Below are 26,627 nucleotides of genomic sequence, written 5' to 3'. Positions count from 1 at the left end.
AATAAAATGACAAAAGAAAAAGGAGCTTTTCTTATTATCGAAAAGCCCCTCTTTTTTAATGTGAAGACGCATCACTAATACCATGACCAGTATTAGATTTCACAAGAATTTCATCAAACTTCGCCGCATCTTCTTTCTTACTAGATAAAATGGTCCCTAAATACGCTGCAAGGAATCCGAGCGGGATCGAAATAATTCCAGGTGTCGTATATGGGAATATCGCTTCTCCAACAAATATAGCTTTTCCAGCTACAGGATTCCAAACATTCGGACTTAACGCTACGAGAACAATAGCTGATACGAGACCAACAATCATACCAGAGATGGCACCCGCTGTATTGAAACGCTTCCAATATATTGTGAATAATATAACTGGTAAGTTTGCACTCGCTGCAACTGCAAATGCTAATGAAACTAAAAATGCTACGTTCAATGTTTGAGCAAATAACGCTAGTATAATGGATAATACCGCTACTCCAATAGACGCATAGCGAGCCATTGAAACTTGCTCTTTTTCCGTTGATTTCCCCTTGCGAATAATTTCATTATAAAAATCATGTGCAAAGGCTGACGCTGCTGTTAATACAAGGCCTGCCACTACAGCTAAAATCGTTGCAAAAGCAATGGCTGATACGAAAGCAAATAAGAAATCTCCACCTAACGCTTTCGCTAATAAAGGTGCTGCCATATTACCAGCAGGATTTGCTTTAATAATTGCCTCATTCCCTACAAATGCCGCTGCCCCAAATCCTAAGAAAATTGTCATAATATAAAATGCGCCAATTAACCACGTCGCGTATACTACAGATTGACGTGCTGTTTTTGCATCACGAACTGTAAAGAAGCGAACAAGAATATGTGGTAATCCAGCTGTACCAAGAACTAGTCCTAAATTTAAAGATAGCGTATCAAGGCCATCTTTATACTTTACTCCTGGGTTTAAAAACGAGTCTTTTAACGGTGTAGCTGTCTTCATTTGTGCGAACATTTCAGTCACACTAAAATTAAATTTTGCGAAAACGATAACAGAAATAATAAATGTACCAGCCATAAGTAATACAGCCTTTACAATTTGAACCCAGCTCGTCGCAGTCATTCCGCCAAAAATAACGTACACTGTCATTAATGTACCAACGATTAAAACAGATGTCGTATATTCGATTCCTAATAATAATTTAATAAGTGCACCAGCCCCAACTAATTGTGCAATCATATAAAAAATCGAAATCGTCATCGTATTAAGCGCTGCAACTCCGCGAACTTTTTTCGCATCAAAACGCGCTGCAATCATATCTGCTAACGTGTACTTTCCTAAATTTCGAAGCGGCTCTGCAACTAAGTATAATACAACTAAGTATGCAACTAAAAAACCGATGCTATAAAAGAACCCATCAAACCCAGTTAACGCGATCGCCCCAGCTATACCAAGAAAGGACGCAGCAGACATATAATCTCCTGCAATAGCCAGACCATTTTGCCAACCAGTTAATCCCCCTCCAGCCGTATAAAACTCACTCGCATTTTTCGTTTTCTTCGATGCAAAATAAGTTATGACGAGTGTACCAAGTACGATGATTAAAAATAGTGCAAAAGCGGTTACATTCAAAGTCATCCCCTCCCTTTTTGCATATCTTGCAGAATGTTTTGTGAGATTTTATCAAAGGATTCCGCTTTTTTGCTGTAAATCATACATAATGACCACGTCATAATAAATTGAGCAAATGCAAATACCCATGCCCACGTAACATCACCGAATGCCGGTGTATTGAGTACCTTTGAATACGATGTTAATATAGGTAACGCAATAAAAAAACTTAAAAAGAAAATACTCATTGGAACGATGAACTTCTTTTTCGTATTTAATAGCAATTGAAATTCTTCTGACTGAACAACCTCTGTATAATTCACCTCATTTTGCAACTTACGTGCTGACGTATCATCTCGTTTCATTAACCGATCCCCTCTCTTACTTGAAATGCACTTCCCCCTTGCATACCTAAAGACTAAATTTTATAAATATTCAGAAACTTACACTTATTGTAGACAATCCGTGCATTCATGCAAAGATTTTTTGATAGACATTTTTCGGCAATTTCCCCTAAATTTTTAATATACTTTTTCAACATAAAGTGACACCTTACTTATTTTTTCCTCATTAAGACAAAAGCAGTGCTTAACGCACTACTTTTGTCTTTTTTTCCTTTTCTAAATTACGAGCTGTTTCGCTTAACTCAACCTCTTTTCCGTCTTTAAGTGTTCCAAATATAAAATCGAATACTGGATTTGAAACACCGAACCAAAACTTTTCGTTTTTATAATGGTGTAATATATGTTGTTTTTTTAACCATCTTCCAAACTTAGTGACGGGACGAATCGGTCTATGGGCAATATAATGTTTCCATTCGTAAACGAGTAGCATAATAATCATTCCGATTCCAAATGAAAGTGTAATAGTAACACTTTTTGTAATACCATATGCTATAAGCAAATATATAGTAAAACTAGGTATACTAAACCAAACAGGTAAAAACAAAAGTTTTAAATCATCTGGATATACGTGGTGATCATAATGCAATCTTCTTAACATTTTTAATAGAAATGTGTTTTTAGGTGGCTTTATATGGAATAAAAAACGATGTGTCATATATTCATTAAGTGTATAGAAAGCAATCCCAACCATACATGCTAACATACCAAACCACGTAAAAAATTGCATTTTTAAAATAATAATGAAAATAAATAGAATGCTATACATAATAACGATATCATGTTGTAAAAAGAACTCTTTCCCCACTTTCTTCATCTTGTTTCCCCCTTTTCCAAAAAAACAGCCGCAACATATCGTTACGACTATTTCTTTTCTATTCTTATTCTATTCACTTTACAAATTTGCCTGCTGTTCTATTGTCGAGAAAAAATTGTTTGGTCCAAATATATTTTGCTTCGGAATAATATGTTCCACTGCAAACACTGTTACTTCTCCTCTTTGCACTTCTCCAATAATAAGCCCCAATATTTCATGATTTACTGCAAACGTCGGTTGCTTTGTTTGTAACAATCTTGCTGCATTATGAAATACCGTTTCATATAGTGGATCTCTATCAGTAATTTCTTTTCGGATTTTTGGCGCTAACGTAATTATAATTTCTTTTCCTTCAATAGTGGTTCGATACATAAAAATCTCCCCTTCAATCTTATGTGAACAACTGTAAAGCTTTGTATGCAAAATGTATAGAGTAACATACTAAAATAATACCTGCTCCGGCTGTTATGTAGCCAAGCGCTTTTGGTTTTAATAAAGTTCTTCCAAAATGTACAGAAAAAGCAATATTTAAATTCCATAAAATAATACCAGCAATAATGCAAAGACTGTATAAAAAAGCTTCTTGTTTCGTTACCTTCGTAAGTAATGAGCTAAGTGTACTTCCGTATATACCAAACCAAAAAACAAGATTTAATGGATTGGATATCGCAATTAAAAATCCTGCCATAAACGATTGCTTAAGGCCACCTACCTCTTCTTTTTTATATTCCATATTCGAGTGGAAAATTCCTTGTTTTACACTTTGAAATCCTAAATAAAATAACAAGAAAAAACCCGTGCAATACATGAAGGCTTGTACATATGTATACATAAACACAGAAGATAAACCGAAATAAATGAGAAGCATAAATAAAACATCTGCAGTCATTCCGCCAATTCCAACAACCCAAGCGTGCCAAAACCCACGTTCGATTCCTCGTTTTAACATTTCAATATTAATTGGCCCTACTGGCGCAGCCAATGATATACCTAATACGATTTGCTGTATAATTGCTCCAAACATCGCTCTATCCTTTCTACTCTCTTTACTACTAGTTAATGATGTAATTAAAAAAATAGACTAGCTTTCATAATAAAATACCCTTTTTTATCCAAAATATACAAAAGAACCATCTAGGTGATGGCTCTTACTTTTCTATCCTATGAAGAAAAGGACATTTCCCTTTTATTAGCTCTACATCGTCTCCTATGAAATATTGTTTCCATTCGCGATGCTCTGGGTCACCATAATGACTAATGTTAGGATGTTTCGGCAATTGATCCCACTTTTCAACTCGCTCACGGACCATTTGTCTTGAATATGCTCCTTTAGGATGATCTCCCTCTAATCCATCAAAAATAGTGCGTGGCTGAAACCCAATAACGAGTGAATTCCCTAAATATCTAGTTTTTCGTTTTTTATAAGCTGGCGCATTTCCAAATGCGAATATTGGCTCACCACCAAATGAAAATTCCCATAAATAATGGTCTGGATCTTCAGGAATTTGCTTTGGCCATGCTTGATTATCGTTTTCATGTAAATACTGTAACACTTTCCAAAAGGAATCACGGTAATATTCGAGTGATTGTTCTTCACATTCCGGTTCTACAAAAAGGAAAAAGCCCCTTCTTACAATCGGCCTCTCTTTCATTAACTCTAAAAAAGATAACATTGTATGTGGCAAATGACTCCAATCATTATGAGAAAGAAATGAATAACGAAGTTCATTCTTTTTCAAAGCTGTTAAACCGAAATAACATGGAAAAGTTGGTTCTAACACGACACTTGAAAAAATCTCAAATTCTTTTGCAACCCAATCCGGTATATCGGTTCTCGTTCTCATTCCTTCATTGTCTAATAAGTAAGACTTATTCATTCTTTCACCTCATTATGTATAGCATTCAATTAAGAATATTACATACTCGGTCTGTCCTATACCTATTTAAAAATTTGACTGAAAAATTATTTAAAAATACAAAAAAATAAAATCGCTTACTTGACTAAATTCTCCCAATTCGTGTATATTTAAATTAATCATTTAGCAGAATATTCAAGAATATAGCATTTTTAGTTTATATTATTTTTTTAAATGAATTTCACTAAATGAAAATAGTAAACGCTTTTAGGAGGAATTGTAACATGCAAGGAAAAGTAAAATGGTTTAACAACGAAAAAGGTTTTGGATTTATCGAAATGGAAGGCGCTGACGATGTATTCGTACATTTCTCTGCTATTCAAGGAGACGGCTACAAAGCTTTAGAAGAAGGTCAAGAAGTATCTTTCGATATTACTGAAGGTAACCGCGGACCTCAAGCTGCTAACGTAGTAAAACTTTAATCCAACATATAACAGGAGGTTACCTTACTTGGTAACCTCCTTTGTTATTCCTTTGTATATTTCCGTTTTACAGAGCAAAAACTATGTGAAATGCGCACTATACAAAGGAGGAATTATTAATGGGATCAGAAGTAAATGATTTTGAAGAAGTGAAATTCCGTGTAGAAACAGCACAAAAAATGGTAGGATCAGCAACAATTTCAATGGATCCAGATACATTAGAGCATGCTACTACTGCTGTAGAAGCCGCTCGCTCTCAGCTTGAAATTATGAAGTCTGTTGCAACAGATTTAGATGAGCCGTTTCTGATGAATGAGGAAAAAAAATTAAGTCAATGCGAGCATCAATTAAATGAAGCGAAGCACTAAAAAACATCCAGAGAATTTTCTCTGGATGTTTTTTCATGACAGCTGTTCTCCATACTTTTTCAACGTTTCTCCAACTGTACATTGCCTGATACAAAATGAATGAGCGTAATACTTACTATTCGTCTTTCGATTATGTTCTCGCAAAAAACACCCTTCACAATACGTTTCTAATAAGTCATTTACCTCTGTAATGAGTTGCTTTTTATCCACCTTTGCACCTCTCTATTCGGTTATTTCTTTATGACTATCAATAACTGTTCCTTCTAATGCTTGCGTAGCTAATTGATGTGCTTCTTTATTTTGTTTTCTAGATATCGGCTCACATACAAGTTTTAATTTCATTTGCTTCGCCTTTTGTTCAATTTGATCTAAATAATGATTTAAATGTTCATCATAACAAGGCCATTCTCCGGCTAATTGCTGCAGTACCACTTGTGAGTCTCCGCGAAGTGTAACTGCTTCATACTTAATCCCTAGTTCCTCGAGTATATTCATACCGTATAATAATGATGCATATTCCGCTTCATTATTATCATATATACCTTCTATATATGCATTGCGGCGAATGCGGTAGTTTGTATTTCCTTTTTTATAATACACACATATACCAACGCCAGCCTCTTTCGTTTGTACATCATACCCCCCATCAAAATAAACGTGTATTTCTTGAGGCTCTTCCTCCACTTGTTTACTCAGCTTTTTCATTTCCTTTAATGACCATTCGGCATCCATTTCATCGTAAAATAGTAGTTCTTTCACCCTACCCGTTTTCTCAAAATCCTCTGCAAATTGAAGTACTTCTTCTATGTTCATATAATCTGTCGTTAATTCCGTCTGCAAACCGCGCTTTGTTTTATACAACCAATGAATTTTATATTTCATACTAGATTCCCCTTATATAAGACTTCTTATATGTAGCCAACTAATGAAAGCCTCACTTTATTTTATTATATTGTATCAATAGTCACAGCATTATATTCAATGTGATTACATACAAAAAGAGCTATCCCTATAGGAATAACTCTTTCATCTATTGCATAAATCTTTCAAATTGTACTCGCTTGTTAATCCAGTACATTACAGGCATACCAATCGCCATGACAACAAATTCACCAACTGCACATGTCAACCAAGACAACATAAATGGTAAACCCAATGCAAGATGAAGTTCAATTGCAATCATAAACATTGTAATTGTAAAGATAACTGTATTAAAAATCATACGAGCCCAAACACCTTTAATAAATCGCATAGAAATAATCGTTGCAACTAATGCAAGAATAGATTGCCCTACTCCAAATACTAAATCGTAAGCGATCATAGGTGAGAAAAAGAGATTCGTTAAAAATACACCTAATACAATTCCGTAAATTGCTTTCTTATTAAATACAACAAGATGATTAAACATCTCTGAAATACGAAACTGTACATTCGTAAAGCCAAATGGCTGAATAAGCATAGAAACAGCAATATATAATGCCGCTAAAATACCATTACCGACTAAAGTTCTAATATTCATGACAAAATCTCCTTAGTTTTTTTACGTGGGATGGTTTCGAACCACGTTATTCGTTTTTTTAGCAACAAGATTATATTTTACGTGGTAGCCCCTCTTTCGTCAATAGATTCCTATCGTGAACTACCTTTTTTCTTTTAGACAACGTATAATAAAACATATGAAAGTTTTAGGAGGTTTCACTTCATGACAGCAACAATTCAAAATGAAAAAGTGATCGTTTCCATTTCTGACAAAGGTGCAGAATTACAAAGCGTTCGCTTAAAAGAAGATAACACTGAATACTTATGGCAAGGCGATTCTACTTATTGGGGGCGCCGCGCACCAATTTTATTTCCAATTGTCGGCCGATTAGTAGATAATACATACTACGTAGACGGTAAACCATATTCATTAACACAACACGGTTTCGCTCGTGATCTTACATTCTCTGTAAAAGAACAAAGTGAAACGAAAATCACTTATATTGTTACTAGTAATGAAGAAACATTAAAAAAATACCCATACGAATTCGAATTACTCGTTTCTTATGAGCTAGACGGACAAAGTGTTCATGTAACATATGAAGTAAATAATCCTTCTTCAAAAGAGATGTTCTTCTCAATCGGAGCACATCCTGGTTTCAACTTCCCGTTATTAGATGGCGAATCATTTACAGATTATCATTTATCCTTTAATGGTTCTGAACGCATAGAAACAAGCGTATTAGAAGGACCTTACCTTTCAAGCAAAAAACAATTAATCGCTGAAAATACGAATGAATTACCACTTACATACGATTTATTTAAAAATGATGCACTTATTTTTGAAAATATGAACACGGATGAAATCTCTATTCGTTCTCATAAACATAATAAATTTGTAAAAGTAGAATTTGACGGATTCCCATTTGTCGGCGTATGGACACCAGGCGAGAATGCACCTTTCTTATGTATTGAACCTTGGTACGGAATTGCCGATGAAGTAACTCCAGCAAAAGATTTCAAGGAAAAAAAAGGAATTCAATCTTTACAAGCGAATGAAACATTTACATGTCGTTATAGCATTACAATCGGCTAATTACTCTATCCCCTACTTCAAAGAAACATATAAGTAGGGGATCACCTTATCATTTGGAGGTTTCTCATTTTGATTGAAGTATATATTGATGGTGCATCAAAAGGAAATCCTGGTCCTTCTGGTGCGGGAGTATTTATTAAAGGGGTTCAACCAGCTGTACAATTATCATTACCCCTCGGGACAATGTCCAATCATGAAGCAGAATACCACGCTTTACTTGCGGCATTAAAATATTGCACGGAGCATAATTATAACATTGTCTCTTTTCGTACAGATTCGCAACTTGTCGAGCGAGCTGTCGAAAAAGAATACGCAAAAAATAAAATGTTTGCACCTTTATTAGAAGAAGCACTGCAGTACATAAAAAATTTCGACCTCTTTTTTATTAAGTGGATTCCAAGTAGTCAAAATAAAGTTGCTGATGAGTTAGCTAGAAAGGCTATCTTACAAAATTAACGGAGGTATGAGTGTGAAAAAAGATTGGATTGCTCCTCTTGCTTTATTATTTGTCTCTTTTATTTGGGGAGCTACGTTTGTTGTCGTTCAAAATGCTATGTCTTTCGTTGGTCCATTTACTTTTAATGGTATTCGCTTTTTATTCGCCGGAATTATTTTATTATTCGTTCAAATGATTTTCGCAAAAAAAACTTCAAAACAAGATATAAAACAGAGTAGCTTTGCTGGATTAATCGTTGGATTCTTTTTATGTGTTGGCTATGTGTTACAAACATTCGGCTTACTTTATACAACTTCTTCAAAAGCAGGATTCTTAACAGGGCTTAGTATCGTTATGGTACCTATTTTGTCTTTTATCTTTTTAAAACAAAAAGCTACTATTTTTATCGTAATGGGCATTGCTGTAGCAACAGCAGGTTTATACTTATTAACAGCTGGTGATTCATTTCAATTAAACATTGGAGATATACTCGTTCTCGGTTGCGCGGTTGCTTTCGCTGCTCATATTCTTGTTAATGGCTTCTTCTCTAAGAAAATATCACCTTTATTGTTAAGTACGTCGCAAGTGTTAGCTGTCGGTATGTTTTCTTCTATTTGCGCCTTTTTGTTTGAAGATTGGGAAAAATTACTTTCAGCAGCACTATGGACGAATTCTTCCTTTTTATTCGCCCTATTTCTAACTTCTCTATTCGCAACATCCATTGCTTTTTTCATTCAAACATCAGCGCAAAAACATACGTCTCCAACGAGAGTAGCCATTATTTTCGCAATGGAGCCCGTTTTCGCTGCCTTAACAGGCGTTCTCGTTGCAAACGAACAACTTTCTATTTCCGCTATTATCGGATGCCTCTGTATTTTCCTAGGCATGGTGTTTGTTGAATTACCTTCCAAAACAAAAAAAGAAGCGCAGGCTGCGTGAAGTTACGCTTGTAACTTCCGCATAAAAGCCTTAGCGCTTTTTTTATCTGTAATCTCTTCTTCTTTCAATCGTTCTAATAACGCAACAAAATAACTCCCATCAAACTGTAACTGATGTTTAATTGTCGCTTCTATTGCCGCGTTCACAATTCCATCAGATGCACCCGTATATCCTTGTCCGAACATAATAAACCCTTGTGCTTCCTCTGATAGTTTAAATCCTTTCGTATGTAAGAATGAAAGATAATCTTCTACTGTTTGCATGCTATTCCCACCTACTCAAAAATTCTCCATCTCCTATCATACATGTTTTTACAAGCTATGAGAATGAAATTTATATGACAACTTTGTAAATCTATCCGAAGTAGACGATAGAGGATTTCCTTACAATATAAAAGAATATGTAACTGGTAACTTATTTTATATTAAAGGGGATAGGGATATAAAATGAAACAAGCACTATTAATTATTGATGCGCAACAAGAGTTAATGGATGGAAATGAAAAAGAAAATGCAGTTTTTCGTAAAACCGAGTTACTATCCACACTAAATACAGCTGTGCAGAAAGCAATCGATGCAAATGCCCTTATTGTTTTCGTAAGAGATATCGATGTTGCTTCTGGTAGCGGTGAGGGATTTGAAGTACATAATGAAATTCAAGTACCTCAGTCTGCAATCCTTATTAATAAAGCAGCAACGAACGCATTCTATGGCACTTCTTTACTTGAACTTTTAAAAGAAGAGAAGATTGGCCATATCGTTATCGGTGGATGTAAAACAGAGCATTGTATCGACACTGCCGTTAGGACAGCAACTGTACAAGGATTTGACGTTACATTAATTAAAAATGGTCATTCAACAACTGATTCTAACGTATTATCTGCAGAGCAAATTATCTCTCACCATAATAAAATTCTACATGGACATTATAATGTGGATCATTTTTCAGTTGTTAGGGATGTCGAGGAAGACCTTTTTGTACCTATTCATGATCAATATCGTGATTAACGAAAAAGAATCCTTCATTCAGAAGGATTCTTTTTTATCCAAAAATTTGCGCTGCAATACTATATAGTTCACCATTTCTTTTTAATAACCGATTACTATTTTTCATCATAATTGGTGGTGTATTCACCTTTTTAAAACCAGCAATCTCTAATTCTTTCATGAAATCGTTCTTTCCTTCTGGTACATCCATTCTTAATTTTCCATTATGCCCTCTTACTAAAGCATGTACTATTTTCATTGCCATTTCATCATTTTTAGCAACGATTGGCCCTATTATTTTATTTTCTGGCGTTTGTATACTTAAACCGTAACCTAATACACTTTGTTCCTCATCCTTTACAACGATACACTGTTCACTTTGCATAATTCTTTTCGTTAAAAACTCTTTTCTATTTGTTCCAAACGCATATTCATCTAATTTTATTAGTTCTTCTAAATCACACTCTTGATAATTCATTATATAATCTTCATTTTCTATACAATAATCATTCACATTGTACGAGTTACATATGTATTTAGAAACATAGCTTACTGCTCTAAATCCTAATTTTTTATATAAAAATTCCCCCTCATCCGTAGCAATAAGCATAATGGCAGTTTGAGCCGATACGCTCTTCATGCATGCATTCGTTATCGTCTTTCCAATCCCGCGTCCCTTATAATTCGGATGTACAATGACCATTCCGATAGATGCTAATTTCTCTTCATATAATATTATTGCCGCACTAGCAATGAGTTCCTCCCTCTCATTCCACACACCGTATACAATACCTGAGCTAAAAATAGTCTCAATTTCTTCCCTGTTATAATCCCACCCAATATAAGAAGATAACGCTACAATGTCCTCTATTTTTTCTTTCCTAAGACGTTCTACTCTAATTTCCAATTTAATCATACTCCATCCCCTTATCTAGACATTTAAATCATTATTATCAAATCAACTTGTACATGTTTCCATTTATTTGTCACGTACATATCCTATTTTGACCAAGACTATATCGGAAATGAGGTGACAACATGCCCATTACGAATCGATTTTCTACCACCACTAACGGCGCACTCGCTATTACAGGAAATACTTTAGGATTAAGTAAAATTAGTAATCAAAACCGTGCTGGTACAATCGGAGCAATTGGTGCATTCGCAACTACAAATACTGCTTTATAAGTACCTACTTTTCCTGCTGGTACAACGTTAAACTATACACAAAATAGTTCTACCGCTCTTTTAAATATACCTGCTGGTAGTACGATTCTTTACGCAGAACTCGTTTGGGGTGGAAACTATTTATCTCGTGATCAAAACATTACGAGTGTATTAGGAAACCCGGTTTCTTTTACAACACCTGTTTCAACATACTCGATTACTCCTTCAGCTGTTACAGCTTCAAATCAAACTTTCGTTTCAAATTCTATTACATTTGGCTTTTACACTCGTTCAGCAGACGTAACAACCCTTATTCAAGCTGGAGGCTCTGGTTCTTATACTACGGGAGCTGTCCCTGGACTTGTAGATCCTATAGATGCTTCTAATGGAACAATTAATTCAGCTGGATGGACGCTTATCGTCGCTTATCAAAACGGGACATTACCAGCAAGAAACTTAACAATTTACGTAGCTGGAAACCGTGTTTCTGCTGATACTGGTAGTGCAGATGTAGCTGTTTCTGGATTCTTAACACCTTCAGGAGGACCTGTAAGCGGGAGATTATTTTTAAGTTCTATTGAAGGAGATGCAGATATAACAGGGGATCAAGCGCTATTTGGACCAAATTTCAGTTCATTAAATGCTTTATCTGGGCCAAATAATGCTGTAAATAACTTCTTCGGTTCTCAAGTGAATAATGCTGCAGGAAACTTAGATACAACTGGGACATTTGGAACGCGCAATCAAAGTGCCGCTACAAGCACAAATATCTCCGCAGGCCGGCAAGGTTGGGACATTACTTCTATTGATATTTCTCCTTATTTAACAAATTCTCAAGTGTCCGCCGCAATCCGTTTAACGACTAACGGAGACGCTTATATGTTGAATACAGTCGGTTTACAAATCAACATAAATTCACCTAATATTCAAGCAACGAAAAGCGTAAATAAAAGTGTTGCGGCAATTGGAGACGTTCTCACTTATACAGTTACTATCCCTAACACCGGACTTCTTCCTGCCAATAACGTTATTTTTACAGACATCCTCCCTAACGGTACTTCCTTTATACCTGGCACTGTAACAATAGATAATGTCCCACAAACGAACGCAAATCCGGCCGCTGGTATATCTCTCGGAACCATTAATAATGGTGCTTCTCGTACAGTAACTTTCCAAGCTACTGTCGTTTCTCTTCCAAGTCAAAATCCTATCTCTAACACTGCTAATATTACATTTCAATATACACCAATCGCCGGAGGAACAACCTTTAACGGTCTTGCAACAAGCAACTCTGCTGGAACACAAGTTAACCTCGCAGATATTAATGGCACAAAATCAGTCAACAAACTTTTTACAGATATTGGTGAAACGTTAACTTACAGTATTGCCTTAGCTAATATAGGAAATATCGCGGCAACGAACGTTATATATACGGATCCGATTCCTAGCGGGACTACTTTCATTCCAGGGAGTGTAACTGTTAACGGGGTTACTCAAGCTGGCGCAAATCCCGCTACTGGTATATCAATTGGATCTATTGCTGCTAATTCTACGACTACGGTTTCATTTCAAGTATTCGTTCCTTCTATCCCGCAAACAAATCCAATATTAAATAGTGGTACAACAACTTATCAATACATTCCTGTGCCAAATCAACCGGCAGTAAGCGGGACTGATACGACGAATATTGTCTCCACTCAAGTGAATAATGCTACTGTAACAATGACGAAAGCAGTAGACAAAAATTTTGCAGATATTGGTGATACACTAACGTACACTGTTTCCTTTACAGGTACAGGTAATACGAATGCGAATAACGTTATTTTTACAGATGTCATTCCTACTGGAACAACTTTTGTTCTCAACAGTGTAACAATAGATGGTACGACACAAGTTGGAGCAAATCCCGCTACTGGTGTGAATATAGGATCTATTCCAACTGGCACAACAAAAAATGTTTCATTTCAAGTAGTAGTAAATACAATTCCAGCGTCGAATGTCATATCTAATGGTTCAAGCGCTTCTTATCAATATACCGTCAATCCTAGCCAATCACCCGTTACAAAAAACATTTCTTCTAATCTTGTTTCTACTCAAATTAACAATGCGAATTTAACAGTAACAAAATCAACAAATAAACAATTTGCTACAATTGGCGAAACAATCAGTTATACAATTCTTATTACAAACAGTGGAAATACAGCTGCAACTAACGTGCAACTAACAGATCCACTACCAAATGGAACGATATTAACTCCTGGTACTGTAACACTAAACGGTGTTTTACAAAATGTAGATTCTCTCATTGCTTTACCTATAGGAACAATTCCTGGCGGAGCTACTTTTACTCTTTCTTTCCAAGTAACAGTCATCAATATTACTGCCCAAAATCCTATCATTAATAATGCATTCGCTTCTTACCTATATACTGTAAATCCAAGTGTGCCACCAACTTCAAAAACAACAAATTCTAATTCTGTTACATCAACAATTAGAATAGCAAACCTTCAGGCTACTAAGTCTGTAGATAAAACATTTGCGGAAGTTGGAGATGTTTTAACTTATACCTTTTCTCTTACAAACGATGGAAATGTTGCGGCGAACAATGTAGTACTATCCGATTCAATCGCGAATGGTACTGTCTTTATACCAAACAGTGTTACGATTAACAATGTTACTCAACCAGGCGTTACACCAGCTAGCATCAATATCGATAGTATCAATGCTAATACTACAATTACAGCTTCATTCCAAGTATTAATAACTAGCATCCCAAATCCAAACCCTATTTCAAATAGCGCTTCTATTTCCTATAACTTTATCGTGGATCCTAATGCTTCCCCTGTAAGTAAGAACACAACTTCAAACACTACATTCACTCAAGTAAATGACGCAAATGTCGTTTCAACCAAAGCAGTGGATCGAGCGTTTGCTACTGTTGGGGATGTATTAACTTATACCGTTACTTTGGCAAATGCAGGAAGTGTTTCCGCTGATGGTCCTACTTTTGTTGATACGAATCCAGACGGTACTACCTTTATCCCAAATACTTTCCTTATTAATGGTGTACTCCAAAATAACGTCGATCCAAATGTCGGTGTTCCGTTACCTTCTATTCCTGCTAACGGCTCACTTACCGTCTCTTATCAAGTAACTGTCACCTCTTTACCAACACAAAATCCAACAATAAATTCATCTAGTACACAGTATAGCTTTATTTTGAACCCAGGAGATCCACCAACGATAGAAACATCTTTAAGTAATACTGTAAGTACACAAATTAATTTAGCAAATGTAATTATTTTCAAGGATGTAGATTTAACTATCGCTGATGTTGGGCAACCAATCACATATACAATTGCCTTAGCTAACCCAGGAAATACTCCAGCAGATAATGTAGTCGTTACCGATATACTTCCACCTGGTACGACTCTCGTACCAAATAGTATTTTTATAGGGGGTGCTTTACAGCTAGGTGCGGATCCAAGTGCCGGCCTTCAAGTTGGTACGATTCCAGCAGGCGGCATTACAACAATTGTTTTCCAAATTAGTGCAAATAGTTTACCTTCACCAAATCCAGTTCAAAACAGTGCTGCACTTCAATATAGCTTTATCGCAGATCCAAATTTACCTGCTGTTGTCAGGAACGCTATTAGCAATATCGTAGCTACACAAATTAATACTGCTAATATTGTCGCTACGAAACTAACAAGTACAAATTTCGCTGATGTTGGCGATGTCATAACTTATGCAACAATTTTAACGAATAGCGGCAATATCCCCGCCTCTAATGTAACGTTTACAGATATCATTCCAGCTGGTACCACCTTTCTTCCTAATACTGTAACGATTAACGGTGTCCCTATAGCTAATGCAAATCCTGCTAACGGCATTTTAATTGGTACAATTGGAGCAAATTCATCACGTACTGTTGCATTCCAGGTTTTTGTACCAACTATTCCTAGTCCAAATCCGCTTACGAATCAATCGAGCACTACATTCCAATACATGTACGATCCATCCAAACCAGTTGTAATGCAGATCGTGGCCTCTAACACTGTACAGACAATTATTAATAATGCAACGATTACCGCTGCAAAATCTGCAGATAAACAGTTTGCGAACGTAAATGATATTATTACGTACACGACTACTTTAACGAATAACGGGAACACACTTGCATCAAATATAGTCTTTACCGATGCAATTCCAAGCGGGACATCTTTTATTCCAAATAGTGTAACAGTAAACGGGAATATACTGCCTAATGTAAATCCAACGAATGGAATAGCAATTGATCCTATAAATCCGAATGCAAATACGATAATTTCGTTCCAAGTGCAAGTAAACTCCATCCCGAATCCGAATCCAATCCCGAACCAAAGTAACACAACGTACCAATATATCGTAGACCCGAACTTACCTCCAGCATCCGCCAATGCATCAAGTAATGTAATAACAACTCAAATTAACAACGCTACGATTATCGCTACGAAATCAGTAAACATACCGAATGCTGCAATTGGAGATATCGTTACTTATACGATTGCAGTTACGAACACAGGAAATATCCCTGCTAGTGCTACAGTTTTAACGGATGGACTTGGACCAGGTGCATCCTTCATCCCCAATTCCGTTACGATCAATAACATTTCCCAACCTGGATTAGACCCTTCATTAGGTATTCATTTAGACGATATTTCACCAGGAGGCACTACTTTCATTACATTCCAAGTGAAAATTCTCGCTATTCCACCTAGTGGAACTTTAACGAATAATGCTCTTGTAAACTACGAATATGCAGTGAATCCAACTGAAACACCAGCTGTTGGTAGTACCGTTACAAACACGACAGTTACACCGATTATTGACGCTACTTTAGTAATAAATAAAAATGCTAGTACAACTTTCGCAACAATTGGAGATACGATTACATTCACCTCAGTTGTTACAAATACAGGAAATACTACCGCTAATAACATTGTTTTTACAGATTCCATTCCAAATGGTACCGCCTTTGTCCCAAATAGCTTTAAGATAAATGGTGTAACAATCCCGAATGCAAATCCACAAAACGGTATTACTATTGGTAACTTGAATTCAAATGCATCGGTTACACTTAGTTTTCAAGTGAATATTACAACTCTTCCAAATCCTAATCCCATTCCGAATCAATCATCGCTTCAATATAGCTTTATTGTTGATATAAATGAGTCGCCTGTTTCACGAACAGTTCAATCCAATACAACTTTTACACAAGTAAATACTGCGTCCGTTATCGCAACAAAAACTGCAAGCAGTGCTTTTGCTGCTGTTGGAGATACAATTACGTATACAACTACGCTCATTAATAGCGGAAATACTACCGCAAACACACCTGTTTTTATCGATATATTACCACCTGAACTTTCATTCGTTCCTGATAGCGTACAAATTAACACTATCCCACAACTTGGATTTAGACCAGATAGCGGGATTTCTTTAGACGCAATTCCGGTTGGAGGAACGACAATAGTTAGTTTTCAAGCGATCGTCGGCTCAATACCAGCTACAAATCCAACTTTAAATCAATCTAGTACGACATACTCTATCATTGTTGATCCTAACCAGCCACCAGTGACAGAAACAGCTACTAGTAATCCAACTTTAGTGCAAATTAATGAAGCAATTATCCAAGCAACGAAAAGTGTGGATCGACTATTTTCTGACATCGCACCTGGAAATTCATTTTTAACGTATACAGTTTTATTAGAAAATATAGGAAACACGACTGCTACGAATATCATGTTTACAGATTCGATTCCAAATAATACAGTATTCATAGAAGATAGCGTTCGAGTAGGCGGGGTTTTATTACCTGGAGTAAATCCAGCAAACGGGATACCAATTGGGGATATTATTGCAGGAGATTTTATAAACGTTACCTTCCGCGTGCAAGTAGTTAGTATTCCAAATCCTATTTTTACAATCGGACCTGGAGGGCCAAATTCACCAGTTGTAAACGGTGCTTTCATTGATTATCAATTTATGACAGGACCTAATTTACCACTTGTTTCACGAAGTACGACATCTAATTCTGTTTCGACACAAATAAATTCTGGGGAAGTTGTGGCAATCAAATCTGTAGATAAAACTTTCGCTACGATTGGCGATACAATTTCTTATACAATTACATTAAGTAATCCTGGAAATGTCACTTCACAAAATATAATTTTTACGGATATTTTACCTGAAGGAACAACATTTATTTCCGGAACTTTAACAAATGATTCTGGTACACAGCAAATTGGAAATCCTGGGAACGGAATACAGATTGGAAATATAAATCCAAGTGGAACGACTGTTATTACTCTCAATGTTCTTGTTACAAATATTCCAAGTATAAATCCAATTTCTAATTTTAGTTCCGTACAATTTGAACATGTAGTTGATCCTAGCCAACCTTCTGTATTACAAACAACTATATCAAATACGGTTTCAACGACCATTAATAGCGCAATATTAACTACAACAAAAACTGTTGATAAATCGGTTATTTCCGTCGGGGATACACTTACGTATACAACGACTATTACGAATACAGGAAATACACCAGCTACAAATGTAACTTTTACAAGTACCATTCCAGCTAGTACTACATTTATACCAAATTCAGTTACAATAAATGGAATTCAGCAGTCTGGTGTGCAACCAGCACTTGGAGTAAACATACCAAATATTACTCCTGGTGAAACAGTAACCATTACTTTCCAAGTAAATGTTCTTTCTGTTCCCCCTTCAAGTTCAATTATGGGGAATGATACCATTTTATATTCTTATACTGTCGATCCAAACGGAACTCCTGTTACAACTTCTACTTCAACGAATATCGTTACAAACCCTGTATTAGATGCTATCATAACAATGATGAAATCCGTCGATCAAACACTTGTAACACTAGGTGATACCATTACCTATACGACCATTTTAACGAATAGTGGTAATACAAACGCTACAGATATTGCTTTCATTGACCTTATACCAGATGGAACAACGTTTATTACTGATAGCGTTACAATAGATGATATCAAGCAAATTGGACTCAATCCTAATACCGGTATAACGATTGGATCAATTGCTCCTAACAGCTCAATATCTATAGCATTTCAAGTTACTGCTACTTCTACACCAGCCCAAAATCCTATTGCCAATTCCGCTACTGCTTCTTACACATTTATCGCTGATCCTAATGCCCCTATTGTTTCAAGGACGGTTACTTCAAACACAGTGTTCACTACGATTAATGCAGCTACCATTCTTTCATTAAAACAAGTCGATAAATCCTTTAGTCGTATTGGAGACACACTCACTTATACTGTCGCTTTAACAAACAATGGAAACTCATCCGCACAAAATGTTATATTCACAGATACCGTACCGAACGGAACAGCATTTATTGCAGACACATTTTCTATTAATGGAATTCCTCAAAGTGGCGCAAATCCAGTGAACGGTGTAAATATCGGAACTATAACAGCTGGGACTACAGTAACAATTTCATTCCAAGTTACTGTAACGTCATTACCAACGGAAAACCCCATTGTAAATTTCTCATTAACATCGTACCAATTAGTCTCACCGCCTGATGCAGAAACTTCAATTAGCAATCCTGTTTCAACGCAAATTAAAGAAGCACTATTATCCATGACGAAAAATGAAAGTGTATCGTTTGCAGGTATCGGGCAAACTGCTTTTTACACTACTTCTATTTCAAATATAGGGAATACAGATGCAGCCAACATTGTATTCAAAGATGTATTACCAAGTGGAATCACATTTGTTCCTAACACATTAACTGTCGATGGTGTTTTGCAACCTGACGCGAATCCGAATAACGGTGTATTTCTTGCAGCACTTCCACCAAATGAAATATATAGTATCACCTTTCAAGTTACAGTGAACAGCATTCCACCTATTAATCCAGCACCAAATACTGCATCAACGACATATGAGTTTACTGTTGATCCTGTTAATCCTCCAGTATTAAGTGCGGCTACTTCCAACACTACGCTTCTTCAAATAAACAACGCAAATATTATAAGTACAAAAACAACAGATCTTACTTTTGCGGATGTTGGTAATACAATAACATTTACACTTAACCTCCCGAATACAGGAAATGTGACTGCAACTGATGTTACCGTTATCGATATACTTGATAGCAATTTAACTTTTGTTCCAAACAGTTTCACGGTTAATGGGCAAACCATTCCAAATGCTGATTTATCTACTGGTGTAAATATCGGTTCAATTAACGGTGGTACTGCAGCCATTATCACATTCCAAGCTACCGTTACAACCCTACCAATCAACAACCCTATTTCTAATTCAGCTCTTACCACTTATCGTTATATTGTTGATCCCGACCAGCCGTTCATTTCAACTTCTAATCAATCTAATACAACGACAACACAAATTAATAGCGCTATCCTTACTGCACAAAAAAATTCAAATGTATCAACGGTAGATATTGGGCAAGATATTATCTACTCCGTTACGATTACAAATAGCGGAAATGTTAGTGCGACGAATGTTATTTTTACCGATATGATTCCAGACGGAACTTCCTTTGAACCGAATAGTTTTACACTCAATGGAACTACTATCCCAAATGCAGACCTAATTACAGGCGTTCCAATTGGTGATATCGCGCCAAACCAGTCTGTCATCGTAGCTTTTCATATTAGTGCCGATAAAATTCCGCCTATAAATCCAATTACTAATCAAGCTAGCGTTAATTTCCAACATATCGTCAATCCAGCTAACCCTCCAGTTTCAAAAAACATTACTTCAAATAGTGTTACAACAACAATTGAAAGTGCTATTTTAACTACCACTAAAATTGGAGATAAAGCTTTTGCAACGATTGGTGATACGATTACGTATACAACTACGATCACGAATACTGGAAATATTCCTGCCAATAACGTTATTTTCTCAGACCCGATACCATTGTGGACACAATTTGTTGCAGGATCAGTTATTGTTGATGGCACTCCGTTACCATCCGCTTCTATCATTGACGGTATTGGCATAAATACGATCATTCCAAATCAAACTGTAACAATTGTATTCCAAGTTCAAATTGTAAGTAACCCAACAACATTCACACCAGAGCTCCAAAACTTAGGATTTGTAAACTTCCAATATAACGTAGGAAATGCATTACAGGCTCAACCTGGAAATGTGGAAACGAACGTCTTCGTTACTTCTATTAATTCAGCAATCCTTTCAGCTGTAAAAACTGCTAATACTGCCTTTGCGAATATTGGCGATACGATCACTTATACAGTTTTAATTCAAAATAGCGGTAATACAAACGCTACGAATGTAAATTTCTCAGATACGATTCCAGCAGGAACAACTTTTGTAGAAAATAGTTTTACTGTAAATGGAAGTACCATTCCAGGGGCAGATCCAAATAACGGAGTTAATATCGGAACAGTTAGCGTGAGTAGCTCCTTAACTGTTACTTTCCAAGTCATAGTTACATCAACCCCACCTTCAAATCCGATTACAAACGTAGCATCTATTCAATACGCTTTCATCGTTGATCCGGCCTCTCCTCCTGTTACAGGCACGATAAATTCTAATAGCGCTTCAACACAAATTAATAACGCAACTGTTACAACTGTCTTACAAGCAAATCGTTCAATTGTATCTATCGAGGAAGTAATTACGTATACAGCAACATTAACGAATACTGGAAACTTCCCTGCAAACTCTGTATTACTCATTAATGGCATTCCTGAGGGCGCATTATTTGTTCCAAATAGTGTTACGCTAAATGGAATTTCACTTCCTGATGCAAGTCCAACTCTCGGTATTCCAGTTGGTATTATCGCGCCAGGTGATTCTGCTACTATTACGTTCCAATTTGTCGCTAGTTCTATTCCACCGCAAGGAGCAATTATCAATCAAGCCATTACAAGTTACACGTATATCGTCGATCCAAATCAACCTCCAGTTACAGCAACATCCTCGTCTAATACAGTTAATACAGCTGTTGTTGATGCATCGTTATCCGTAATTAAAAGTACAGATTCTCTCGTACAATCTACTGACGGTACAATCACTTACACAGTAGTCGTTCAAAATAACGGAAATACTACTGCAAATACAGTTACTTTAATAGACTTGGTCCCAGAAGGAACCGCATTTATTCCGAATAGTGTTACCATTAATGGCGTTTCTGTTCCAGGTACCGATCCTAACATAGGAATACCATTAAACTCCGTTTCACCTTCAGAAATCGTCACCGTCACATTTCAAGTTATCGTTCAATTCATTCCAAACGTGAATCCTATTTCTAATACAGCCCGTATTGACTATACTTTTATCGCTGATCCAACTGCTCCTATCATCTCTCGAACAATTACGTCCAATCCAGTTTTCACACAAATTTCGGACGCGACTATTCTTTCTTTAAAAGCAGTCAATGCACAACAAGCAACAACAGGAGATATTTTGACTTATACGATAACACTAGAAAATACCGGAAATATTCCAGCTACAAATCTCATATTTTCAGATACTCTTCCGGAAGGTACTACATTCGTAGAAAATAGTTTTACACTTAATGGAACAGCTATGCTTGGTGCCAATCCAAATGCTGGTGTTACTTTACCTACCTTATCAGCAAACGCTACTCACCTTATTTCTTTCCAAATTCTTATTAACGATCCATTCTCGCAAGAATCAATTACAAATCAATCCAACACAACTTATACAATTCAGCCAGACCCAGGGCAACCGCCTATTACTGAAACATCTACTAGTAATATCGTCATTACAAATTTCGTGCAAGCACAATTGGTAATTATAAAAACATCCAATCCAACAACTGTAGATATTGGCGGAACTATACTTTATATTTCTGAAGTGAAAAATATCGGTAATGTTGACGCAATAAATATTATTTTCACAGACTCTATTCCAGCTGGGACTACATTTGTTCCCGATAGTGTCACAATTAACGGCGTCCTGCAGCCAGGTGTAAATCCTGAAAATGGAATACCGATTGGAACCATTCCTGCTAACAGTTCCAAAACGATACTATTTCAAGTGCAAACAAATAATCCACCTACTGAAACCGAAATTGCAAATCAATCTTCAGCAATTTACCAATATGTAAGCATTCCTACAGCCCCACCAGTAAATCGCTCTGCAAATTCTAACATTGTTACAACATCACTTCAAAATGCAAATATTATTTCTGTTAAAAGCGCGGATGTAACTTTCGTATCAATCGGGCAAATGATTACCTACACAAATACACTACAAAATATAGGAACCGTTCCAGCTAACAATACCGTGTTCGTTGATAATATTCCAGAAGGTACTATATTCATTGAAGATAGCTTAACAATAAATAATGTAATTCAGCCTGGCGTGAATCCTGAAAACGGAGTAACTCTCGGCACGATACAACCAAATGAAACAATCACTATTTCATTCCAAGTACAACTTACAAATATACCAGAGGGCAATGCAGTCATTAATATTTCAGACACTTCGTACGAATACCAAATTGATCCTAGTTCTCCTATTATTCAGCGCATATCGTTATCAAATGCAGTAAATACTGAAGTGCGGACGGCAAATGTTAGTGCAATTAAATCCGCTAACAGATCTATTACACGCATAGGTCAAATCATCACATATACAATCGCAGTTACAAACGCTGGTACAGTACCTATTACAAATACTCTCCTCATTGACGCAATTGCCGCTGGCACCACATTCGTTCCAAATAGCATACTTGTAGATGGCATACCAAGGCCTAATGAAAATCCAATTACCGGTATCAATCTTGATATAATTCTTCCAAATAACACGATTATTGTTACTTTTCAAGTAAGCGTAGTCTCTATACCGCCACAAAATAACATTAATAATATCGCTGTCATTCACTATGAGTATCGACCAGACCCAAGCGCCCCACCAATTTCAGAAACGACCTCTTCCAATAGTACAAATATACAATTTATTGATGCTATTCTTATTGCTACAAAATCTGCTAATACTGTATTAGCTAACATTGATGAAACCATTGAATATACAGTATCCATTCAAAATAACGGATCCACTACAACTAACTCCATCTTTTTTACTGATATTATAGAAGATGGAACGGTATTTATTCCGGGAAGTGTAACAGTTAACAACACTGTACTTCCTGCAGCAGATCCGAATATCGGCTTTTCCATTCCTAATATCGCATCAGGTCAAATAGCTACAATAACATTCCAAGTTTCAGTTACGAATTTACCTGCTGTAAATCCAACACCTAATACTGCAAACATCGTCTACGACTTTATTTTCAATCCTGACTTTGCACCAATTCAAAAATCGACTACTTCCAATACTACTTTCGTTCAAATTAATGATGCTGATATCGTTTCACTTAAAACTGTTGATTTGACCTCTGTAACGATTGGTGACATTTTAACTTATACAACAACTTTAACGAATACGGGGAATACGGATGCAACTGCTGTTGTATTTACAGACAATATACCTGATGGAACAACCTTTATTGACAGTAGCGTTTTAGTAAATAACATTCCTCAGCTTAATGCCAATCCAAGTGCTGGTATACTTGTAGGAACGATTGCTCCTAACACTTCTATCCCAGTCACATTTTCTGTTACTGTCGCAGCTCTTCCAGCCAGCGGCTATGTTCAAAATCAATCAACTTCTCGTTATACAATTACTGGCGAGGAACAACTATCGACTAGTAATATTACTTTCACTGAAGTTATTTCTGCTAATGTAATTGCGACAAAAACAACACCTATCCAATATGCTGACCTACAAACAATCATCCCTTATACAATTTCCATTATAAATAACGGAAATATACAAATAGAAAACATTATTGTTACAGATAGCATCCCAGGAAATACGAACTTTATAGAGAATAGTGTTATTGTGAACGGAAACGCTCGTCCAAATGACAATCCACTTAACGGTATACAAATTGATAACATTCCGCCTAATACGAGAGCAACTGTTCTATTCCAAGTACGGGTCACCTCGATTCCACAAACCAATCCTATCTCTAACACGAGTACAATTGAATATGAATACACGTTACCAGATCGACCACCTATTACGGAAACCATTATTTCATCAGCTGCAGCAACAGAAATTAATCATGCGAATTTGAATAGTAATAAAACTGTTGATCTTGCATTTGCAACGGTTGGTGATACGTTAACGTATACGATTACACTAAATCAAACCGGTAATGTTGCAGTAAATGATGTAATTATTCAAGATATTATTCCTCAAGGTACTACGTTTATAGAAAATAGCGTCATTGTAAACGGAGAAATCCTTCCAGGAGTGAATCCAGTAAGCGGCATACCAATTGGTACTATACCTATTGGTGGAGACGCAATAGTTTCATTCCAAGTAACTGTAACTTCTATCCCAACACCAAATGAACTCAACAACAATGCAATTACTACCTTTAACTATATAGTCAACCCAAATAACGCACCTGTTACGAATACAACTACAACAAATACTGTCACTACAACTGTCCAAAATGATAATGTCGTTGCGATAAAGGTTGTTGATTTCACGAGCGCCTTGCCTGGTCAAACTTTAACGTACACCATTACTATTACGAATAATGGTAATATCACTATTGAAGATCTTCTTCTAGTAGACACGGCACCAGTAGATACGACATTCGTTATTGGTAGTGTTACGATTAACGGAATCAATCAGCCTAATGAGAACCCTGAAAATGGTATTACGTTAGGAAATCTTGCTCCTAATGAATCTGTTATTATTACGTTCCAAGTGAAAATTTCTTCTTCTACTCTTCAATCTAGAATCAATAACGATGCGACTATTTCCTATACGTCTATTGTCGGTCCAACCGAACCACCTATTACGATTAGAAGGCAAATAAATACTGTTACAAAACAAACAAATATTGTTACAACGATAATCATTAATCCAATAGTTCGCATTGAGAAAACAGCAGACAAATCTATCGTCATTATAGGAGATGTTATTACATTCACATTAGAGGCATTTAATGATTCTCCAATTCCTACATTAAGTACTTCCGTTTTAGATATGATTCCAGCTGGTACAACATTAATAGAAAACAGTGTAACAATTAACGGTACTCCCGTTCCAAACATTCGACCAGATACTGGTATTAATATTGGCTCTTTACCCGCAGATTCAGTAGCAACTATAACATTTCAAGTTCTCGTAACTTCTATTCCTTCAAACAGTACAATTATAAATTCTGCAACAGTTACCGCTGCTTTTCAATTGACACCACAGGATCCAATTGTTACTTTCATTGTTAATTCAAATATCGTTCGTATACCAGTTCAATTTGTAACTGCAACAGTCACGAAAAACGCTTCCGTCAGCTCAGTTTATTTAAATCAATATTTTGATTATATGGTACGTGTTACAAATACTTCCGAAATTTCACTCTCAAATATTTCTTTACAAGATACCATTCCAGCAGGTTTACAATTTATAAACGGCACTGTCTTTATTAACGGTGAACGCTCTCCACTAGCGAATCCGAATATCGGTTTCCTAGTCGCTACTAATTTGGAACCAAACGAAACAATTATCGTGTCATTCACAGTACAAGTAATAAGCCCACCTGTTAATAAAGAATTTAAAAATACGGCCAATATTTCGTTACAACTTCAAGTATCGCCTACCGACCCACCAATTACAGTAACCGTTACAAGTAACGAAAACATCGTCACCTTTGTTCCAGAAAATCCAGATGAAACACTTCCAAATTTAAATTGCTTCTTTGACGGTGAACGCTTCATTCGCATTACTCCTCGAAATGTACGAAATTACCTTTGGACTTGGATTTGGTGGAAGTAATTTAAACAAAAAAGAGATTGTAGTTTGGTTGAAACCAAATTACAATCTCTTTTTCATTACCTATATCCCACTACGTTGTAACTTGTCTAA

At 36.2% G+C, this 26,627-nt stretch carries 17 protein-coding genes, 1 pseudogene and 1 riboswitch; of the genes and pseudogenes, 7 read left to right on the top strand and 11 right to left on the bottom strand.

Annotation, left to right across the window (positions count from 1 at the left end):
* Positions 1-55: 55 nt before the first annotated feature.
* From ACTFRH_RS04495 to ACTFRH_RS04470, 6 genes are all read right to left on the bottom strand, one after another.
* Entirely contained in the window at positions 56-1,606 is a 1,551-nt protein-coding gene (locus ACTFRH_RS04495) for a solute symporter family protein (RefSeq protein WP_001103249.1), read from the bottom strand.
* Between the two features lie 2 nt (positions 1,607-1,608).
* Positions 1,609-1,950 (bottom strand): DUF485 domain-containing protein, encoded by a 342-nt coding sequence (locus ACTFRH_RS04490; RefSeq protein ID WP_000817376.1) that lies wholly within the window; start codon positions 1,948-1,950, stop codon positions 1,609-1,611.
* Positions 1,951-2,173: 223 nt separating this feature from the next.
* Complete coding sequence (locus ACTFRH_RS04485) at positions 2,174-2,803, bottom strand: sterol desaturase family protein (RefSeq protein ID WP_000755399.1); 630 nt, start codon at positions 2,801-2,803, stop codon at positions 2,174-2,176.
* 78 nt (positions 2,804-2,881) lie between these two features.
* Positions 2,882-3,175 carry a hypothetical protein gene (locus ACTFRH_RS04480; protein ID WP_000286382.1) on the bottom strand — a complete coding sequence of 98 codons (294 nt, stop codon included), beginning with the start codon at positions 3,173-3,175 and terminating at the stop codon, positions 2,882-2,884.
* 19 nt (positions 3,176-3,194) lie between these two features.
* Positions 3,195-3,827 (bottom strand): LysE family transporter, encoded by a 633-nt coding sequence (locus tag ACTFRH_RS04475; protein WP_000466565.1) that lies wholly within the window; start codon positions 3,825-3,827, stop codon positions 3,195-3,197.
* Positions 3,828-3,951: 124 nt separating this feature from the next.
* Positions 3,952-4,680 carry a YqcI/YcgG family protein gene (locus ACTFRH_RS04470; RefSeq protein ID WP_001043773.1) on the bottom strand — a complete coding sequence of 243 codons (729 nt, stop codon included), beginning with the start codon at positions 4,678-4,680 and terminating at the stop codon, positions 3,952-3,954.
* A 263-nt stretch (positions 4,681-4,943) separates the two neighbouring features.
* On the opposite strand from ACTFRH_RS04470, the gene cspB reads away from it, so the two are divergent.
* On the top strand, positions 4,944-5,141 hold the full coding sequence (gene cspB / locus ACTFRH_RS04465) for a cold shock-like protein CspB (RefSeq protein WP_001161731.1): 198 nt from the start codon (positions 4,944-4,946) through the stop codon (positions 5,139-5,141).
* 119 nt (positions 5,142-5,260) lie between these two features.
* Positions 5,261-5,509 carry a DUF2564 family protein gene (locus ACTFRH_RS04460; RefSeq protein WP_000534396.1) on the top strand — a complete coding sequence of 83 codons (249 nt, stop codon included), beginning with the start codon at positions 5,261-5,263 and terminating at the stop codon, positions 5,507-5,509.
* A gap of 33 nt (positions 5,510-5,542) precedes the next feature.
* On the opposite strand, the gene ACTFRH_RS04455 is transcribed toward ACTFRH_RS04460, so the two are convergent.
* The 3 genes from ACTFRH_RS04455 to ACTFRH_RS04445 form a co-directional block, all read right to left on the bottom strand.
* Positions 5,543-5,719, bottom strand: coding sequence for a zinc-finger domain-containing protein (locus ACTFRH_RS04455; protein ID WP_000358801.1), 177 nt, complete (start codon positions 5,717-5,719; stop codon positions 5,543-5,545).
* A 12-nt stretch (positions 5,720-5,731) separates the two neighbouring features.
* Positions 5,732-6,391 carry a ribonuclease H family protein gene (locus tag ACTFRH_RS04450; protein WP_000875543.1) on the bottom strand — a complete coding sequence of 220 codons (660 nt, stop codon included), beginning with the start codon at positions 6,389-6,391 and terminating at the stop codon, positions 5,732-5,734.
* 148 nt (positions 6,392-6,539) lie between these two features.
* A complete protein-coding gene (locus ACTFRH_RS04445; RefSeq protein WP_001026476.1) occupies positions 6,540-7,028 on the bottom strand; it encodes a QueT transporter family protein in 489 nt (162 codons plus the stop codon).
* A 6-nt stretch (positions 7,029-7,034) separates the two neighbouring features.
* A riboswitch (PreQ1 riboswitch) is annotated at positions 7,035-7,079 on the bottom strand.
* A gap of 132 nt (positions 7,080-7,211) precedes the next feature.
* On the opposite strand from ACTFRH_RS04445, the gene ACTFRH_RS04440 reads away from it, so the two are divergent.
* The 3 genes from ACTFRH_RS04440 to ACTFRH_RS04430 all read left to right on the top strand — a co-directional run bounded on the left by ACTFRH_RS04440 (position 7,212) and on the right by ACTFRH_RS04430 (position 9,459).
* Positions 7,212-8,084, top strand: a complete 873-nt coding sequence (locus tag ACTFRH_RS04440; RefSeq protein ID WP_000127414.1) for an aldose 1-epimerase family protein — start codon at positions 7,212-7,214, stop codon at positions 8,082-8,084.
* 69 nt (positions 8,085-8,153) lie between these two features.
* Positions 8,154-8,540 (top strand): reverse transcriptase-like protein, encoded by a 387-nt coding sequence (locus ACTFRH_RS04435; protein ID WP_000573872.1) that lies wholly within the window; start codon positions 8,154-8,156, stop codon positions 8,538-8,540.
* 13 nt (positions 8,541-8,553) lie between these two features.
* Entirely contained in the window at positions 8,554-9,459 is a 906-nt protein-coding gene (locus ACTFRH_RS04430) for a DMT family transporter (RefSeq protein WP_000711148.1), read from the top strand.
* A 2-nt stretch (positions 9,460-9,461) separates the two neighbouring features.
* Here ACTFRH_RS04430 and ACTFRH_RS04425 read toward each other — a convergent pair whose 3' ends face one another.
* Positions 9,462-9,722, bottom strand: coding sequence for a DUF6123 family protein (locus ACTFRH_RS04425; RefSeq protein WP_001195212.1), 261 nt, complete (start codon positions 9,720-9,722; stop codon positions 9,462-9,464).
* A 183-nt stretch (positions 9,723-9,905) separates the two neighbouring features.
* On the opposite strand from ACTFRH_RS04425, the gene ACTFRH_RS04420 reads away from it, so the two are divergent.
* Positions 9,906-10,466, top strand: coding sequence for a cysteine hydrolase family protein (locus ACTFRH_RS04420; protein ID WP_000806332.1), 561 nt, complete (start codon positions 9,906-9,908; stop codon positions 10,464-10,466).
* Between the two features lie 34 nt (positions 10,467-10,500).
* Here ACTFRH_RS04420 and ACTFRH_RS04415 read toward each other — a convergent pair whose 3' ends face one another.
* Positions 10,501-11,361, bottom strand: coding sequence for a GNAT family N-acetyltransferase (locus ACTFRH_RS04415; RefSeq protein WP_000593065.1), 861 nt, complete (start codon positions 11,359-11,361; stop codon positions 10,501-10,503).
* Positions 11,362-11,483: 122 nt separating this feature from the next.
* Here ACTFRH_RS04415 and ACTFRH_RS04410 point away from each other — a divergent pair.
* Positions 11,484-26,537: pseudogene (locus ACTFRH_RS04410) on the top strand (DUF7507 domain-containing protein).
* Positions 26,538-26,627: the final 90 nt, after the last annotated feature.

The sequence above is a fragment of the Bacillus cereus group sp. MYBK216-1 genome (assembly GCF_051916495.1).
GTDB lineage: Bacteria > Bacillota > Bacilli > Bacillales > Bacillaceae_G > Bacillus_A > Bacillus_A thuringiensis_K.
This window is presented reverse-complemented; position numbering and strand designations above follow the sequence as displayed.

Bases quoted from the DNA above. Each gene is read 5' to 3' on its own strand.
- ACTFRH_RS04490 (WP_000817376.1), bottom strand. From the start codon at position 1,950: ATGAAACGAGATGATACGTCAGCACGTAAGTTGCAAAATGAGGTGAAT.
- ACTFRH_RS04485 (WP_000755399.1), bottom strand. From the start codon at position 2,803: ATGAAGAAAGTGGGGAAAGAGTTCTTTTTACAACATGATATCGTTATT.
- ACTFRH_RS04480 (WP_000286382.1), bottom strand. From the start codon at position 3,175: ATGTATCGAACCACTATTGAAGGAAAAGAAATTATAATTACGTTAGCG.
- ACTFRH_RS04475 (WP_000466565.1), bottom strand. From the start codon at position 3,827: ATGTTTGGAGCAATTATACAGCAAATCGTATTAGGTATATCATTGGCT.
- ACTFRH_RS04470 (WP_001043773.1), bottom strand. From the start codon at position 4,680: ATGAATAAGTCTTACTTATTAGACAATGAAGGAATGAGAACGAGAACC.
- cspB (WP_001161731.1), top strand. From the start codon at position 4,944: ATGCAAGGAAAAGTAAAATGGTTTAACAACGAAAAAGGTTTTGGATTT.
- ACTFRH_RS04460 (WP_000534396.1), top strand. From the start codon at position 5,261: ATGGGATCAGAAGTAAATGATTTTGAAGAAGTGAAATTCCGTGTAGAA.
- ACTFRH_RS04450 (WP_000875543.1), bottom strand. From the start codon at position 6,391: ATGAAATATAAAATTCATTGGTTGTATAAAACAAAGCGCGGTTTGCAG.
- ACTFRH_RS04445 (WP_001026476.1), bottom strand. From the start codon at position 7,028: ATGAATATTAGAACTTTAGTCGGTAATGGTATTTTAGCGGCATTATAT.
- ACTFRH_RS04440 (WP_000127414.1), top strand. From the start codon at position 7,212: ATGACAGCAACAATTCAAAATGAAAAAGTGATCGTTTCCATTTCTGAC.
- ACTFRH_RS04425 (WP_001195212.1), bottom strand. From the start codon at position 9,722: ATGCAAACAGTAGAAGATTATCTTTCATTCTTACATACGAAAGGATTT.
- ACTFRH_RS04420 (WP_000806332.1), top strand. From the start codon at position 9,906: ATGAAACAAGCACTATTAATTATTGATGCGCAACAAGAGTTAATGGAT.
- ACTFRH_RS04415 (WP_000593065.1), bottom strand. From the start codon at position 11,361: ATGATTAAATTGGAAATTAGAGTAGAACGTCTTAGGAAAGAAAAAATA.